General features: G+C 59.7%; 15 protein-coding genes. 13 read left to right on the forward strand and 2 right to left on the reverse strand.

The features are described 5' to 3' along the window. Positions 1–3 precede the first annotated feature (3 nt). The 13 genes from fdx to AC1DIH_RS10725 all read left to right on the forward strand — a co-directional run bounded on the left by fdx (position 4) and on the right by AC1DIH_RS10725 (position 11,995). The gene (gene fdx, locus AC1DIH_RS10665; protein WP_054595801.1) at positions 4–345 is read left to right on the forward strand and encodes an ISC system 2Fe-2S type ferredoxin; all 342 of its coding nucleotides are present in this window, start codon (positions 4–6) and stop codon (positions 343–345) included. 14 nt (positions 346–359) lie between these two features. Continuing rightward, a complete protein-coding gene (gene iscX, locus AC1DIH_RS10670; RefSeq protein WP_477771645.1) occupies positions 360–560 on the forward strand; it encodes a Fe-S cluster assembly protein IscX in 201 nt (66 codons plus the stop codon). A 90-nt stretch (positions 561–650) separates the two neighbouring features. After that, positions 651–1,076, forward strand: coding sequence for a nucleoside-diphosphate kinase (gene ndk / locus AC1DIH_RS10675; protein ID WP_007903599.1), 426 nt, complete (start codon positions 651–653; stop codon positions 1,074–1,076). A 28-nt stretch (positions 1,077–1,104) separates the two neighbouring features. Beyond that, positions 1,105–2,253 (forward strand): dual-specificity RNA methyltransferase RlmN, encoded by a 1,149-nt coding sequence (rlmN, locus tag AC1DIH_RS10680; protein WP_145015130.1) that lies wholly within the window; start codon positions 1,105–1,107, stop codon positions 2,251–2,253. A gap of 12 nt (positions 2,254–2,265) precedes the next feature. After that, entirely contained in the window at positions 2,266–3,024 is a 759-nt protein-coding gene (gene pilW, locus AC1DIH_RS10685) for a type IV pilus biogenesis/stability protein PilW (protein WP_054595804.1), read from the forward strand. After that, positions 3,024–4,052 carry a RodZ domain-containing protein gene (locus AC1DIH_RS10690; RefSeq protein WP_477771646.1) on the forward strand — a complete coding sequence of 343 codons (1,029 nt, stop codon included), beginning with the start codon at positions 3,024–3,026 and terminating at the stop codon, positions 4,050–4,052. Before pilW ends, AC1DIH_RS10690 begins: the two co-directional genes overlap by 1 nt. A gap of 3 nt (positions 4,053–4,055) precedes the next feature. Beyond that, a complete protein-coding gene (gene ispG / locus AC1DIH_RS10695; RefSeq protein ID WP_427533318.1) occupies positions 4,056–5,165 on the forward strand; it encodes a flavodoxin-dependent (E)-4-hydroxy-3-methylbut-2-enyl-diphosphate synthase in 1,110 nt (369 codons plus the stop codon). A 23-nt stretch (positions 5,166–5,188) separates the two neighbouring features. After that, positions 5,189–6,478, forward strand: a complete 1,290-nt coding sequence (gene hisS / locus AC1DIH_RS10700; protein WP_477771647.1) for a histidine--tRNA ligase — start codon at positions 5,189–5,191, stop codon at positions 6,476–6,478. 40 nt (positions 6,479–6,518) lie between these two features. After that, positions 6,519–7,160 (forward strand): tetratricopeptide repeat protein, encoded by a 642-nt coding sequence (locus AC1DIH_RS10705; RefSeq protein ID WP_477771648.1) that lies wholly within the window; start codon positions 6,519–6,521, stop codon positions 7,158–7,160. Further along, positions 7,153–8,304 (forward strand): outer membrane protein assembly factor BamB, encoded by a 1,152-nt coding sequence (gene bamB / locus AC1DIH_RS10710; RefSeq protein ID WP_427533316.1) that lies wholly within the window; start codon positions 7,153–7,155, stop codon positions 8,302–8,304. Before AC1DIH_RS10705 ends, bamB begins: the two co-directional genes overlap by 8 nt. Before the next feature lie 143 nt (positions 8,305–8,447). After that, positions 8,448–9,911 (forward strand): ribosome biogenesis GTPase Der, encoded by a 1,464-nt coding sequence (der, locus tag AC1DIH_RS10715; protein WP_427544411.1) that lies wholly within the window; start codon positions 8,448–8,450, stop codon positions 9,909–9,911. A 156-nt stretch (positions 9,912–10,067) separates the two neighbouring features. Beyond that, positions 10,068–11,216: a pyridoxal phosphate-dependent aminotransferase gene (locus AC1DIH_RS10720; protein WP_477771649.1), complete on the forward strand. Its 1,149-nt coding sequence runs from the start codon at positions 10,068–10,070 to the stop codon at positions 11,214–11,216. Then, positions 11,204–11,995: an amidohydrolase gene (locus AC1DIH_RS10725; protein ID WP_477771650.1), complete on the forward strand. Its 792-nt coding sequence runs from the start codon at positions 11,204–11,206 to the stop codon at positions 11,993–11,995. Before AC1DIH_RS10720 ends, AC1DIH_RS10725 begins: the two co-directional genes overlap by 13 nt. 198 nt (positions 11,996–12,193) lie before the next feature. On the opposite strand, the gene leuA is transcribed toward AC1DIH_RS10725, so the two are convergent. Next, positions 12,194–13,873: a 2-isopropylmalate synthase gene (leuA, locus tag AC1DIH_RS10730; RefSeq protein WP_477771651.1), complete on the reverse strand. Its 1,680-nt coding sequence runs from the start codon at positions 13,871–13,873 to the stop codon at positions 12,194–12,196. Between the two features lie 480 nt (positions 13,874–14,353). Further along, the gene (locus tag AC1DIH_RS10735) at positions 14,354–15,175 is read right to left on the reverse strand and encodes a peptidoglycan DD-metalloendopeptidase family protein (protein ID WP_477771652.1); all 822 of its coding nucleotides are present in this window, start codon (positions 15,173–15,175) and stop codon (positions 14,354–14,356) included. Position 15,176 lies beyond the last annotated feature (1 nt).

The raw sequence follows: 15,176 nt of genomic DNA on the forward strand, positions 1-15,176 counted from the left end.
CTGATGCCGCAGATCATTTTTCTGCCACACGCCGAGCATTGCCCGGACGGCATGGTCGTAGAGGCTGAGACCGGCAAGTCCATTCTCGAAGTGGCTCATGAGAACCATATCGAGATCGAGAGCGCCTGCGGCGGCGTCTGTGCCTGCACCACGTGTCACTGCATCATTCGCGAAGGCTTTGACTCGCTGAATGAGGCCGATGAGCTGGAAGAGGACTATCTTGATCGGGCCTGGGGTCTGGAAGCGCAGTCGCGCCTGACCTGTCAGGCAATCGTCGGGACTGAAGACCTGACCGTTGAAATTCCTAAATACTCGCTCAACCACGCTGCCGAAGCGCCGCACTGATTCAAGGAACTGGCATGAGTCTTAAATGGGTTGATGTGCTGGAAATCGCGATCCAGCTGGCTGACAGCAAGCCGGAAGTGGATCCGCGTTACGTGAACTTCGTCGATCTGCATAACTGGGTCATGGCTCTGCCGGACTTCAGTGATGACCCGGCCCGCGGTGGCGAGAAGGTGCTTGAAGCGATTCAAGCGGCCTGGATCGAAGAAGCCGACTGAACGCATTGTACGCCGTTAGGCAATACCCAAGAACCCGCGTATAATTCGCGGGTTTAATTTTTCGCAAATTACCGTTTCTGGAGTTACACCATGGCTGTTCAACGTACTTTCTCCATCATCAAGCCTGACGCCGTTGCAAAAAACGTTATCGGCGAGATCACCACTCGTTTCGAAAAAGCTGGCCTGCGCGTTGTAGCTTCGAAACTGAAGCAACTGTCCAAAGCTGAAGCTGAAGGCTTCTACGCTGAGCACAGCGCTCGTGGTTTCTTCAACGACCTGGTTGCTTTCATGATCTCCGGTCCGGTTGTCGTTCAGGTTCTGGAAGGCGAAAACGCTATCGCTCTGAACCGTGAGCTGATGGGCGCTACCAACCCTAAAGAAGCTGCTGCCGGCACCATCCGTGCTGACTTCGCTGACTCCATCGACGCCAACGCTGTACACGGTTCGGACTCCGAAGCCGCTGCTGCTCGCGAAATCTCGTACTTCTTCGCAGCTACTGAAGTAACCACTCGCTAAGCATTGGCTTAAGAGTGAAGGTGAATCCATGACTACATCGACTGTAAAAACCAACCTGCTGGGTCTGACTCAACAGGAAATGGAAAAATTCTTCGACTCAATCGGGGAGAAGCGTTTCCGTGCCGGTCAGGTAATGAAGTGGATTCACCACCTTGGCGTCGATGATTTCGACGCCATGACGAACGTCAGCAAGGCCTTGCGCGACAAGCTCAAGGCTATTGCCGAGGTTCGCGGCCCCGAAGTGGTCAGCGAGGACATCTCCAGCGACGGCACCCGTAAGTGGGTGGTGCGCGTGGCGTCCGGCAGCTGCGTCGAGACCGTCTACATTCCCCAGGGCAAGCGCGGCACTCTGTGCGTTTCGTCCCAGGCAGGCTGTGCCCTGGATTGCAGTTTCTGCTCCACCGGCAAGCAAGGTTTCAACAGCAACCTCACCGCCGCCGAAGTCATCGGCCAGGTGTGGATTGCCAATAAATCGTTCGGCAGCATCCCGGCAACCGCCGACCGTGCCATCACCAACGTGGTGATGATGGGCATGGGTGAGCCGCTGCTGAACTTCGACAACGTCGTTGCCGCCATGCACCTGATGATGGACGACCTGGGCTACGGCATCTCCAAGCGCCGCGTGACCCTGTCGACCTCCGGCGTGGTGCCGATGATTGATGAGCTGTCCAAGCACATCGACGTCTCTCTGGCGTTGTCCCTGCACGCACCGAACGATGCGCTGCGTAACCAGTTGGTACCGATCAACAAGAAGTACCCGCTGAAAATGCTCCTCGAGTCCTGCCGCCGCTACATGTCGTCCCTGGGCGAAAAGCGCGTGCTGACCATCGAGTACACCTTGCTCAAGGACATCAATGACAAGGTCGAGCATGCGGTTGAAATGATCGAGTTGCTCAAGGACACGCCTTGCAAGATCAACCTGATCCCGTTCAACCCGTTCCCTCATTCCGGTTACGAGCGGCCGAGCAACAACGCCATCCGTCGTTTCCAGGATCAACTTCATCACGCTGGCTTCAATGTCACCGTGCGCACCACCCGTGGCGAAGACATCGACGCTGCGTGTGGCCAATTGGTAGGACAGGTGCTGGATCGCACCCGTCGTAGCGAACGTTATATCGCCGTGCGTGAGTTGAGCGCCGACAACGATATGCCGCAAGACGCTGCGAATCGTACTTAAGAGAGGATCTCTATGTCACTGCGCCTAGCGCTGCTTCTGCTGTTCGCCAGCCTGTCGGCTGGTTGTGTTCTGTCGGGTGATTTCAATCCGATGAAAACCAGCAAGGGGCGCGATGAGGCGCGTGCTGCGTATGTGCAGCTGGGCGTGGGGTATCTGCAGCAGGGCATGACCGAACGGGCGAAAGTCCCGTTGAAGAAGGCCCTCGAACTGGATAGCGCCGACCCGGATGCCAACGCAGCGCTGGGCCTGGTGTTCCAGGCCGAGATGGAACCCGAGCTCGCGGATCAGCATTTTCGCAAGGCATTGTCCGGCCGTCCTGGCGATGCTCGTATCCTGAACAACTACGGCAGCTTTCTCTTTGAAGAGAAACGTTACAAAGAAGCTTACGAGCGCTTTGAACAAGCGGCTGCCGATAGCCTTTATCCTGAGCGTTCACGGGTTTTCGAGAACCTTGGCATGACGGCCTCGATGCTCGGTCAGCGTGACCTGGCCCGGCAGCAACTGGAAAAAGCCCTGCGCCTGAACCGCCAACAGCCACGGGCGTTGCTGGAAATGGCTGAGTTGTCGTACGAAGACAGGCATTATGTGCCCGCGCGTGACTATTACGATCGTTTTAGCCTGCTCGCCGAGCAAAATGCACGTAGTCTATTGCTCGGCGTTCGGCTGGCCAAAGTGTTCGAAGATCGCGACAAGGCCGCCAGTTTTGGCCTGCAATTAAAACGACTCTATCCCGGTACGCCGGAATATCAGCAATACCTGTCGGAGCAATGATGAAAGCGGCGCATCCAGAAGTTGTAGCAGCGACTCGCGTAAACCCCGGAGAGACCCTGCGTCAGGCCCGCGAAAGCAATGGTTGGTCGCTGGCGGAAGTAGCGCTCAAGCTCAATCTCACCGCTAATTCCTTGAAGAATCTGGAAGACGGCGCTTTCGACAAGCTGCCGGGGCATACCTTTGCTCGCGGCTATATCCGCGCCTACGCCAAATTGCTCGGCATGGACCAGGCCGTTCTGGTCCAGCAGTTCGACCAGCACACCGGCACCGACTCCCAGGGCAGCAACGTGCACAGCCTTGGGCGTATCGAGGAGCCATCGCGGGTCTCCCACACCATTTTGCGCATCGTCAGCCTGTTGCTGCTGATGGCCGTGGTGGGTGGCGGTTTTGTCTGGTGGCAGGATCAAACCTCATTGCGCACCAAGGACCTGATTGGCCTTAGCCCTGAACACGTCGAAGTCGAAGGCGCCGATGGCACCACGCAGATCCATCCGCTCGACGAGCCGGAAGATCAGGCCGTGGTAGAAGGCCAGGCCGAAGCCGGGACGCCTCTGGCATTGCCTGAAGGCCAGGCGCCTGCCGAAGTTCAGGCAACTGCCGAAGCGCCGGCGCCGGCCGCTCCGGTGGTTGCACCGACGGCCCCGGTTGTCGCTCCAGTGCGTACCGCGCCAGCCCCGGTTGTTGCGACGCCGGCGGCCCCGGTTGTGGCTGTTGCGCCAACGCCAGTCGTGGCAGCCGTGCCAGCACCTGCCGCTTCGGCTGCTGCACCGGCCACTCCGGTTGCCGGTGCGGGTAAGGTGCAGATTCAGTTCTCTGCCAACTGCTGGACACAAGTCACCGATGGCAACGGCAAAGTGCTGTTGAGCGCTCTCAAGCATAAGGGCGAAACCGCCGACGTCAGCGGTAAACCACCGTTTACAGTACGCCTGGGCTACGCCCGTGGCGCGCAGGTCAGCTACAACGGGCAAGTGGTCGATGTAGCTCCGTTCACCAGTGGCGAGACTGCTCGCCTGAAGTTGGGTCAATAAGTCATGCACGGCGAATCTCCAATCAAACGTCGCGAATCCCGCAAGATCTGGGTTGGTTCGGTACCGGTGGGCGGTGATGCGCCTATCGCTGTACAGAGCATGACCAACAGCGACACCAATGACGTTGCCGCCACCGTGGCCCAGATCAATCGTCTGGAAGCGGCCGGTGTCGACATCGTGCGGGTTTCCGTTCCGGACATGGACGCGGCCGAAGCCTTCGGTCGCATCAAGCAACTGGTCAAGGTGCCGTTGGTTGCCGACATTCACTTCGACTACAAGATCGCCTTGCGCGTAGCCGAACTGGGCGTCGATTGCCTGCGGATCAACCCGGGCAACATCGGTCGTGAAGACCGTGTGCGCGCGGTGGTCGATGCCGCCCGTGACCGCGGGATTCCGATCCGTATCGGCGTCAACGCCGGCTCCCTGGAAAAAGACCTGCAAAAGAAATACGGCGAGCCAACGCCTGCCGCGCTGGTCGAGTCGGCGCTGCGTCACGTCGAGCACCTTGAACGCCTGAACTTCCAGGACTTCAAGGTCAGCGTGAAGGCCTCCGACGTGTTCATGGCCGTCGAAGCCTATCGTCTGCTGGCCAAGGAAATCGTCCAGCCACTGCACCTGGGCATCACTGAAGCCGGCGGTTTGCGTTCAGGCACAGTGAAATCCGCCGTGGGCCTCGGTATGCTGCTCGCCGAAGGGATTGGCGATACTATTCGCATCTCGTTGGCGGCTGACCCGGTCGAGGAAGTGAAAGTCGGCTACGACATTCTCAAGTCCCTGCACCTGCGTTCCCGTGGCATCAACTTCATCGCCTGCCCGAGCTGCTCGCGGCAGAACTTCGATGTGGTGAAAACCATGAACGAACTGGAAGGGCGCCTCGAAGATCTGCTGGTGCCGCTGGATGTCGCGGTCATCGGTTGCGTGGTCAACGGTCCCGGCGAAGCCAAGGAGGCCCATATCGGCCTGACTGGCGGTACGCCGAACCTGATTTACATCGATGGCAAGCCGTCGCAGAAATTGACGAATGACAATCTGGTGGATGAGCTGGAAAGGCTGATCCGCCAGAAAGCGGCCGAAAAGGTCGAAGCCGACGCAGCGCTGATCGCGCGCGGCTGATCGAACGAATTTAAGGATTTAAAGTGAGCAAGTCTCTGCAAGCCATACGTGGCATGAACGACATCCTGCCCGAACAGACCCCGCTGTGGCGTCATTTCGAGGGCACCGTTGCGCGTCTGCTGGATAACTACGGTTACAAGCAGATTCGCATGCCGATCGTCGAGTTCACCGAGCTGTTCAAACGCTCCATCGGTGAAGTGACCGACATCGTCGAAAAAGAGATGTACACCTTCGAAGACCGTAACGGCGACTCGCTGACCCTGCGCCCTGAAGGCACGGCGGCCTGCGTGCGTGCAGTGCTTGAGCACGGCATCACCGGCGGTGGCCAGGTGCAGAAACTCTGGTACATCGGCCCGATGTTCCGCCACGAGCGTCCGCAGAAAGGTCGCTATCGCCAGTTCCACCAGATCGGTTGCGAAGTTTTCAACCTTGATGGTCCGGACATCGACGCCGAGCTGATCGTGCTGACCTGGCGCCTGTGGGGCGAGCTGGGCATCCGTGACGCGGTCAAGCTCGAGCTCAACAGCCTGGGCACCAGCGCATCTCGCGCTCGTTATCGCGATGCACTGGTCGAATACCTGACGGCACGCCTGGACCAACTGGACGAAGACAGCCAGCGCCGCCTGAAAACCAACCCGCTGCGAGTGCTCGATACCAAGAACGCCGATACCCAGGCGGCGCTGGTCGATGCACCGAAGATGGCCGATTACCTCGATGAAGAATCCCGCGTGCACTTCGAGGGCCTCAAGGCTCGTCTGGACGCTGCCGGCATTCCTTACGTGATCAACCCGAAGCTGGTGCGCGGGCTGGATTACTACAGCAAAACCGTATTCGAATGGGTCACCGACAAACTCGGTGCCCAGGGCACTGTCTGCGCGGGTGGCCGTTACGACGGCCTGGTCGAGCAGATGGGCGGCAAGCCGACGCCGGGCGTTGGTTTCGCCATGGGCATCGAGCGCCTGGTGCTGCTGCTCGAAACCCTGGAGCAGATCCCGGAAGAAATCTCCCGGCAGGTTGATGTCTACCTGTGCGCCTTCGGTGAGGCTGCCGAACTGGCCGCCCTGACACTGAGCGAGCGGGTGCGTGATCAGCTGCCAAACCTGCGCCTGCAGATCAATGCGGGCGCGGGCAGCTTCAAAAGTCAGTTCAAGAAGGCCGACAAGAGCGGTGCGCGGTACGCATTGATCCTCGGTGACGACGAAATGGCCCAGCAAGTGGTAGGTTTCAAACCCCTGCGTGGCCAGGGCGAACAACAAAGCATTGCCTGGGATGCGCTTGCCGCTCACCTGGCCACCTGCGTCGTGCAGGGTTGAAGCTGTCAAACAGCCGATTTAGCGAATAAGGAGTATTGGGGTGTCGAGTACCGAAGAGGAACATCTGGCGGAATTCAAAGACTGGTGGCAGCGTAACGGCAAACCTCTCGTAACCGGCGGTTTGTTGGCACTGGTCATCGTGTTCGGCTGGCAGGCGTTTCACAAGTATCAGAGCAATCAGTCGCAAGGCGCCTCGATGCTTTACCAGCAACTGCTGGAAACCACGCTGACCCCGGACGGCAAGCCTGACGCGGCCCGTGTAGCGGACCTCGCCAACAAGCTCAACAGCGAGTTCGGCGGCACGGCTTACGCCCAATACGGCAGCCTGTTCGTGGCGAAAGTCGCGGTCGACAGCGGCAAGCTGGATGACGCTGCAAGCCAGCTCAAGGTTGTGTCTGACAAACCTGCCAACCCGGCGCTGGGCGAAGTGGCGCGTCAGCGTCTGGCTCAGGTCCTGGCCGCACAGAACAAGGCTGACGAAGCACTGAAATTGCTCGAAGGTGATGCCGATCAGGCATTCCTGGCCACTCGCGAAGAACTCAAGGGTGACCTGCTGGTCCAGTTGGGTCGTACCGATGAAGCCCATGCTGCTTACCAAAAAGCCAAGGCTGCGCTGTCGGATGAAGCGGCGGTCGGTGGCTTACAAATCAAGCTGGACGACCTGGCCAAAGGGGATGCGTGACGTGATCCGTTGGAAACATGCAGCATTGCTGGCTCTGGCCATTCTGGCCGCGGGTTGCAGCAGCAACAGCAAAAAAGAATTGCCGCCGGCCGAGCTGGTCAAGTTCAAGGAAGAAGTGGTCCTGCAAAAGCAGTGGAGCCGTTCGGTCGGTAGCGGCCAGGGCGAGACCTACAACATGCTGGTGCCGGCCATCGATGGCAACACCATCTATGCTGCCGACGTCAAAGGCGTGGTGATGGCGCTGGATCGCATGAACGGCGACGTCAAATGGAAGAAGGATCTCGAGCTGCCTGTGTCCGGCGCCGTTGGCGTGGGTTACGGTCTGGTCATGATCGGCACGCTCAAGGGTGAAGTGGTTGCCCTGGACGCAAGCTCCGGTGAAGAGAAATGGCGCGCTCGCGTGACCAGTGAAGTGCTCGCGCCGCCTGCCAACAACGGTGATGTGGTGGTGGTGCAAACCCAGGACGATCGTCTGATCGGTCTGGACGCTTCCACCGGCAACCAGCGCTGGTTGTATGACAGCACGCCTGCGGTCCTGACTCTGCGCGGCACCAGTGCGCCGATCGTGACCAATCGCCTGGCGATTGCCGGCCTGTCGACCGGTAAGGTCGTGGCGCTGGATATCTCCAACGGCGTGCCGGTCTGGGAACAGCGCATTGCGATTCCACAGGGTCGCTCGGAGCTGGAGCGCGTGGTCGATATCGACGGCGGCCTGCTGCTGTCCGGCGACAAGATTTATGTCGCCAGCTATCAGGGGCGCGTAGCAGCCCTGGACCTGCAAAGCGGTCGTCAGCTCTGGCAGCGTGATGCTTCCAGCTATGCCGGTGTCGCCCAAGGTTTCGGCAGCGTCTACATCAGCCTGTCTTCGGGTACCGTTGAAGGCGTCGACGAGCGTTCGACCACCTCCTTGTGGAGCAACGACTCACTGGCCCGCCGTCAACTGTCGGCACCGGAAGTGTTCTCCAGCTACGTTGCAGTCGGTGACCTGGAAGGTTACCTGCACCTGTTGAGTCAGGTGGACGGTCGTTTCGTCGGCCGTGAACGCATCGACAGCGACGGCCTGCGTGCCCGTCCGCTGGTGATGGGTGACATGATTTACGTGTATGGCAACAGCGGCAAACTGGAAGCCCTGACCATCAAGTAATGGTTTGACTATGCTTGGGGATAGCAATGTTCCCAGGCGGCCTTGTTTTACAAGGCTCGCAGTACATCAAGTGCTGCCCCGAGCACCAGCCGCTGCCTCGCAGCGGCTTTTGTATTTTCTGAAATAACGAAGTGGAGAGCCGCATGGTTCCCGTAATCGCCCTGGTGGGCCGACCGAACGTCGGCAAATCCACCATGTTCAACCGCCTGACCAAAAGCCGCGACGCTATTGTCGGCGACCTTTCCGGTCTGACCCGTGATCGCCAATACGGTGAGGCAAAGTGGCAAGGGCGCTCCTACATCCTGGTCGACACCGGTGGTATTTCCGGTGATGAGCACGGCATGGATGAAAAGATGGCCGAGCAGTCGCTGCTGGCTATTGAAGAAGCCGATGTCGTTCTGTTCCTGGTAGATGCCAAGGTTGGCTTCACCGCCGCCGACCAGATGATTGCCGAGCACTTGCGCAAGCGCAACAAACGCTCCCTGCTGGTGGCCAACAAGATCGACAACATCGATCCTGAAATGGCCCGCGCCGAATTCGCCCCGTTGGGCATGGGCCACGCCATTGGTGTGGCTGGTGCGCAAGGTCGCGGTGTCAACACACTGCTGGAAGCCGCCCTGAGCGAGTTCCCGCGTGACACCGAAGAAGAGGATCTCAACGCTAACGTCGCCGAAGGCGAGGAAGCGATCCGGATTCCGGGTCCGAGCGAAAAGGATGGCATCAAGATCGCCATCATCGGTCGCCCGAACGTCGGCAAGTCGACCCTGGTCAACCGCATGCTTGGTGAAGACCGGGTAATCGTCTATGACCAACCCGGCACCACCCGCGACAGTATCTACATCCCGTTCGAGCGTAACGAAGAGAAGTACACGCTGATCGACACCGCAGGTGTGCGCAAGCGCGGCAAGATCCACGAGGAAGTTGAAAAGTTCTCGGTGGTCAAAACCCTGCAAGCGATCAAAGACGCCAACGTCGTGATCTTCGTGATGGACGCCCGTGAAGGCGTGGTTGACCACGACCTGAACCTGCTGGGCTTTGCCCTGGAAGCCGGTCGTGCCATCGTTATCGCCCTGAACAAGTGGGACGGCATGACGCCGTCCGAGCGTGATTTCGTGAAGATCGAGCTGGAGCGTCGGTTGTTCTTCGTCGACTTCGCCGATATCCACTTCATCTCGGCGCTGCACGGCACTGGCGTGGGCAACCTGTACCAGTCGGTACAGAACTCGTTCAAGTCGGCGATCACTCGCTGGCCGACCAACCGCCTGACCCAGATCCTCGAGGACGCGGTTGGCGAGCACGCGCCACCGATGGTCAACAACCGCCGGATCAAGCTGCGTTATGCCCACTTGGGTGGCGCCAACCCGCCGCTGATCGTGATCCACGGTAACCAGGTCGAGAAGGTTCCGAACTCTTACGTCCGTTACCTGGAAAACACTTACCGTCGCGTCTTGAAGCTGGTCGGTACGCCGATCCGCATCGAGTTCAAAGGTGGCGAGAACCCGTACGAAGGCAACAAGAACACGCTCACCGACCGTCAGGTCAACAAGAAGCGCCGCTTGATGTCGCACCACAAGAAAGCCGACAAGAAGCGCCGCGACAAGCGCTGATTGGTGCGCCGGCCCATCCCCTCGGAATGGGCTCTTGTGGTAGCTGTATTAGAGGAAGGGCGCCGATGGCGCCCTTTTTCGTGTCTGGCGTTTGAGCTATCCTCGGGGGCTCTCCCGTGCCGCCGTTAGAGCCGGGTGTTCAGTAGGGAATCACCGATGATCACCAGCAAGCTGCCGAATATCGGCATCACTATCTTCACCCAAATGTCTCAGCTCGCGGCACAGACCGGCGCGATCAACCTGTCCCAGGGGTTCCCCGATTTCGATGCTCCGCAAGCCTTGTGCGATGCGGTCGGCCGGCACATCGCCAATGGCCATAACCAGTATTCACCGATGACCGGCCTGCCGGCGCTGCGCCAGCAAGTGGCGGCGAAGATCGCTCGCAGCTATGGCGTGAGCGTCAATGCCGACACCGAGGTGACCATCACTCCCGGCGCGACCCAGGCGATCTTCTGCGCCATTGCGGCGGTTATCCACAGCGGTGACGAAGTGATCGTCTTCGATCCGGCCTACGACAGTTATGAGCCTTCGGTGGCGCTGGCCGGCGGTCGTTGCGTGCATGTGCCGCTGGGCGGGAAGGATTTCGCCATCGACTTCCAGAAGCTCGCCGACGCGCTGAGCCCGCGTACGCGAATGATCATCCTCAACTCGCCACATAACCCGAGTGGTGCGCTGATCTCGCGTGCCGAGCTGGATCAGTTGGCAGCGTTGATTCGCGACCGCGATATCTACCTGATCAGTGACGAGGTGTATGAACACCTGGTGTTTGACGGCGTAGCGCATGCCAGCGTTTTGGCCCATGAAGAGCTGTACCGGCGGGCCTTCGTGGTCAGTTCCTTCGGCAAGACCTACCACGTCACTGGCTGGAAGACCGGCTACGTGGTCGCGCCACCGGCGCTCACCGAAGAACTGCGCAAGGTGCATCAATACGTCAGTTTCTGCGGTGTGACCCCGTTGCAGTACGCACTGGCCGACTTCATGGCCGAGCACCCGGAGCATGTCGAAGAGTTGCCGGGTTTCTATCAGGCCAAGCGTGATCTGTTCTGTGATTTGCTGGCGCCTTCGCGGTTCAGCTTTACCAAGGCCACCGGGACCTATTTCCAGTTGGTCGACTATTCGCAGATCCGCCCGGACCTGAACGATGTCGAGATGGCCAAGTGGATGACGCGCGAGCATGGCGTGGCGGCGATCCCGATTTCGGTGTTCTACCAGAACCCGCTGCCAGAACAGCGTCTGGTGCGCCTGTGTTTTGCCAAGCGTGAGGAGACGCTGCGTCAGGCAGCGGAGAAACTATGCGCGATCTGACCGCTTTGCCCAATCTGAACGTTGCGTTGATCCAGACCACATTGGCGTGGCATGACCGCAAGGCCAATCTCGAGCATTTCGAACAGTTGCTGGAGCAGGCGCGGGGCGCCGACCTGATCATCCTGCCGGAGATGTTCACCACCGGTTTCTCGATGGAGTCGCAAAACCTCGCTGAAGTGGAAAACGGCCCGACCAGTAAATGGCTGCGAGCGCAAGCCGCCAAACTTGATGCGGTGATTACCGGCAGCGTGATTGTCCAGGCCGCCGATGGCAGCCATCGCAATCGGCTGTTGTGGGCGCGGCCGGACGGTGAGGTCTTGCATTACGACAAGCGTCACCTGTTTCGCATGGCCGGCGAGCACAAGCATTACACCGCCGGCGAGCGTCAGGTGCAGTTCGAGCTCAAGGGCTGGCGGGTGCGTCCGCTGATTTGCTATGACTTGCGTTTCCCGGTGTGGAGCCGCGATGCGCAAGACACCGACCTGCTGCTGTACACCGCCAACTGGCCGGGTGCACGGCGTCAGCACTGGAACCGTTTGCTGCCGGCGCGGGCCATCGAGAACCTCTGCTATGTCGCGGCGGTGAACCGGATTGGCACCGACGGCAAGGGTTTTGCGTATACCGGTGATAGCCAGGTACTGGATTTCCAGGGCGAGACGCTGCTGGGTGTCGGTGAGGCCGATGGAGTGTTTCAGGTCGTGCTGAGCGCTGCGGAGCTGGCGGCGTATCGCACACGGTTCCCGGCGAATCTGGATGCCGATACCTTCGAACTGACTTGAGATTTTCGCTGCCTTCTAGGCCCTCATCGCGAGCAGGCTCGCTCCCACATTGGATTTGTACAGGTCCAACAATCAGCACATAACCCTGTGGGAGCGAGCCTGCTCGCGATGGGGCCATCACAGGTAACACAAAGCTTGCAGGCACAAAAAAGGCCCCGAGGTTGTCACCTCGGGGCCTTTTGCGTTTCAGCGGACGGCTTACGCCGCTTTCGCTTCCGGCTGGCTCAGGGAGCGGTTCAGCGCGCTGAACAGGGCCTTGAAGCTGGCGGTGGTGATGTTTTCATCGATGCCCACGCCATGCACTGCACGCTCGCCGTTCACGCGCAGTTCAATGTAGGCCGCAGCCTTGGCATTGGTGCCTGCGCCAATGGCGTGTTCGTTGTAGTCCATGATCTCCACGGGAATCGGCAGACCGGCCACCAATGCTTCCAGGGCGCCGTTGCCCTTGCCGCGCCAGTGCAGGTTGGTTTCGCCCTGGCCTTTGCTGGAGACTTCGACTTCGACGGCGCTGTGACCGTTTTCTTCCTGCAAGCGATGGCTGACCAGCGCGTACGGCGTGTTGGCCTGCAAGTACTCGCTGTGCAGCAGCGCGTGGATCTGCTGGGCAGTCATCTCGAGGCCCAGGCGATCGGTTTCGCGTTGTACCACCTGGCTGAACTCGATCTGCATGCGGCGCGGCAAGTTGATGCCGTATTCCTGTTCCAGCAGGTAAGCGATACCGCCCTTGCCGGACTGGCTGTTGACGCGAATCACCGCCTCGTAGCTGCGGCCGATGTCGGCCGGGTCGATCGGCAAGTACGGCACTTCCCACAGGGCATCCGGTTTCTGCTGGGCGAAGCCCTTGCGGATGGCGTCCTGGTGCGAGCCGGAGAACGCGGTGTGAACCAGGTCGCCGACGTACGGGTGACGCGGGTGCACCGGAATCTGGTTGCACTCTTCAACGACTTTGCGCACGCCGTCGATGTCGGAGAAATCCAGCTCAGGGTCAACGCCCTGGGTGTAGAGGTTCAAGGCCACGGTGACCAGGTCAACGTTACCGGTACGCTCGCCGTTGCCGAACAGGCAGCCTTCGACACGGTCGGCGCCCGCCATCAGGCCCAGTTCGGTGGCCGCAACGCCAGTGCCACGGTCGTTGTGGGTGTGCAGGCTGATGATCACGCTGTCACGACGGTTGATGTGACGGCCGAACCACTCGATCTGGTCAGCGTAGATGTTCGGTGTAGCGCATTCGACGGTAGCCGGCAGGTTGAGGATGACCTTGTGCTCAGGCGTCGGGTTCCAGACCTCGATCACCGCGTCGCAGACTTCCTTGGCGAACTCCAGCTCAGTGGCGCTGAACGTCTCTGGCGAGTATTCGAAGGTCCACTCGGTTTCCGGCTGCTTGGCGGCATATTTGACGAACAGCTTGGCAGCGTTCACGGCGATGGCCTTGATCCCGTCCTTGTCCTGATTGAAGACAATCCGGCGGAAGGAAGGGCAGGTCGCGTTGTAGAGGTGAACGATGGCTTTTTTCGCGCCACGAAGGGATTCGAAAGTCCGCTCGATCAGGTCTTCACGGCCCTGGGTCAGCACCTGGATGGTGGTGTCGTCCGGGATGTGGCCGCCTTCGATCAGGGTGCGCACGAAGTCGAAGTCGGTTTGCGAGGCGGCCGGGAAAGAGGCTTCGATTTCTTTCACGCCGACGGCGACCAGGGTTTTCCAGAAGCGCAGCTTTTTCACCGCGTCCATTGGCTCGATCAGCGACTGGTTACCATCGCGCAAGTCGGAGCTGCACCAGATCGGCGCGGCAGTGATGGTCTTCGACGGCCAGGTGCGATCCGGAATGTCGATTGTCGGGAAGGCGCGGTATTTCGAAGACGGGTCTTTGAGCATGCTCATCGGAAAATCCTTATTGTGTGGGCCGAAAAAAGGCGGCCTGCCGGTGGATCAAAAAAACGTTGGATAAAACGTGGGACGAGGCACCGCGATTCAGCCCGGCAGTCGTGCGCTGACGAGGCACAGGCTGCGGTGCTGGCGGAGCTGAATGAGGGTGTGAGAAGTTTTCATGTCTTCAACCCTAACCGCGAGGGTGAAAGATGGCAAGCAGTCGAAAAACTTTGAGATAAATACCCGAAAAGTCTTTTTTATCGAGATTTTATTGCTGTGTGTGGCTGCAATTGTTGTGATGTTTGCGTGAGGGTTGGGCTAAGCGCAATTGAAGATTCAGGCAGCGGGAAGTTCTTCGGTGCCTGTGAAATTGTCATCGCGAGCAGGCTCGCTCCCACCAGTGGATTTGGGGGGTTCACCAGATCTGTGGTCACACCGATACCCTGTGGGAGCGAGCCTGCTCGCGATGAGGCCAGTGGCTTCAGCGAGTATTCAAGGCTGGAACGCGCCGATGAAAATCGCCGGGTCTACGCGCGCGTCATTCAGGCTGACGTTCCAGTGCATGTGCGGTCCGGTCGCACGCCCGGTGGAGCCGACTTTGCCGACCACGCCGCCGCGTGCCAGTTGCTGGCCGACTTTCACGTCGATTTTCGACATGTGGCAGAACATGCTGATGAAGCCCTGGCCGTGGTCGACGAATACCGTGTTGCCGTTAAAGAAGTAGTTGCCGATCAGGATCACCTTGCCGGCCGCCGGGGTCTTGATCGGCGTACCGGCCGGCACCGCGAAGTCCAGGCCCGCGTGGGGGTTGCGCTCTTCGCCGTTGAAGAACCGGCGCACCCCGAACTTGCTCGACAGCGGGCCATTGACCGGCTTGTCCAGCAGCAGGTTGCTCGGCGTCACCGGGCTGAAACTGCGGTAGGCGCGGACCTGTTCGTCCAGTTCCGCGTCGATGCGTTTCAGGTCGTCCGGGTTCGGATTGACCTGGCGCTGGTTCTTCAAAGTGATGTGCTGTTCCGGGTATTTCTTGTTGCCGACCATGAAACTCAGGTTACGGCCACCGCTACTGAGCTGCTGGTTGCCGGGTTTGACGGTCAGCGGCACGCCGACAATCGCCAGCCAGTTGTTCTGTTCCTTGACCACCAGCACCGGTTTGCCTTGGTAGCTGGCCTTGGGCGCCTGAGCCGAAGCGCCCAGGTCGACCACCGCTACACCGCCGGGCACCGGTTTGTTCAGCAGGCGGGTGATGTAGCTGTCGGCATGGGCGTTGAAGGTCAGGCAAAGCAACAACAGCGGTGCAAGAAAACGCGGCATG

The sequence above is a fragment of the Pseudomonas sp. 05N36 genome (assembly GCF_056397385.1).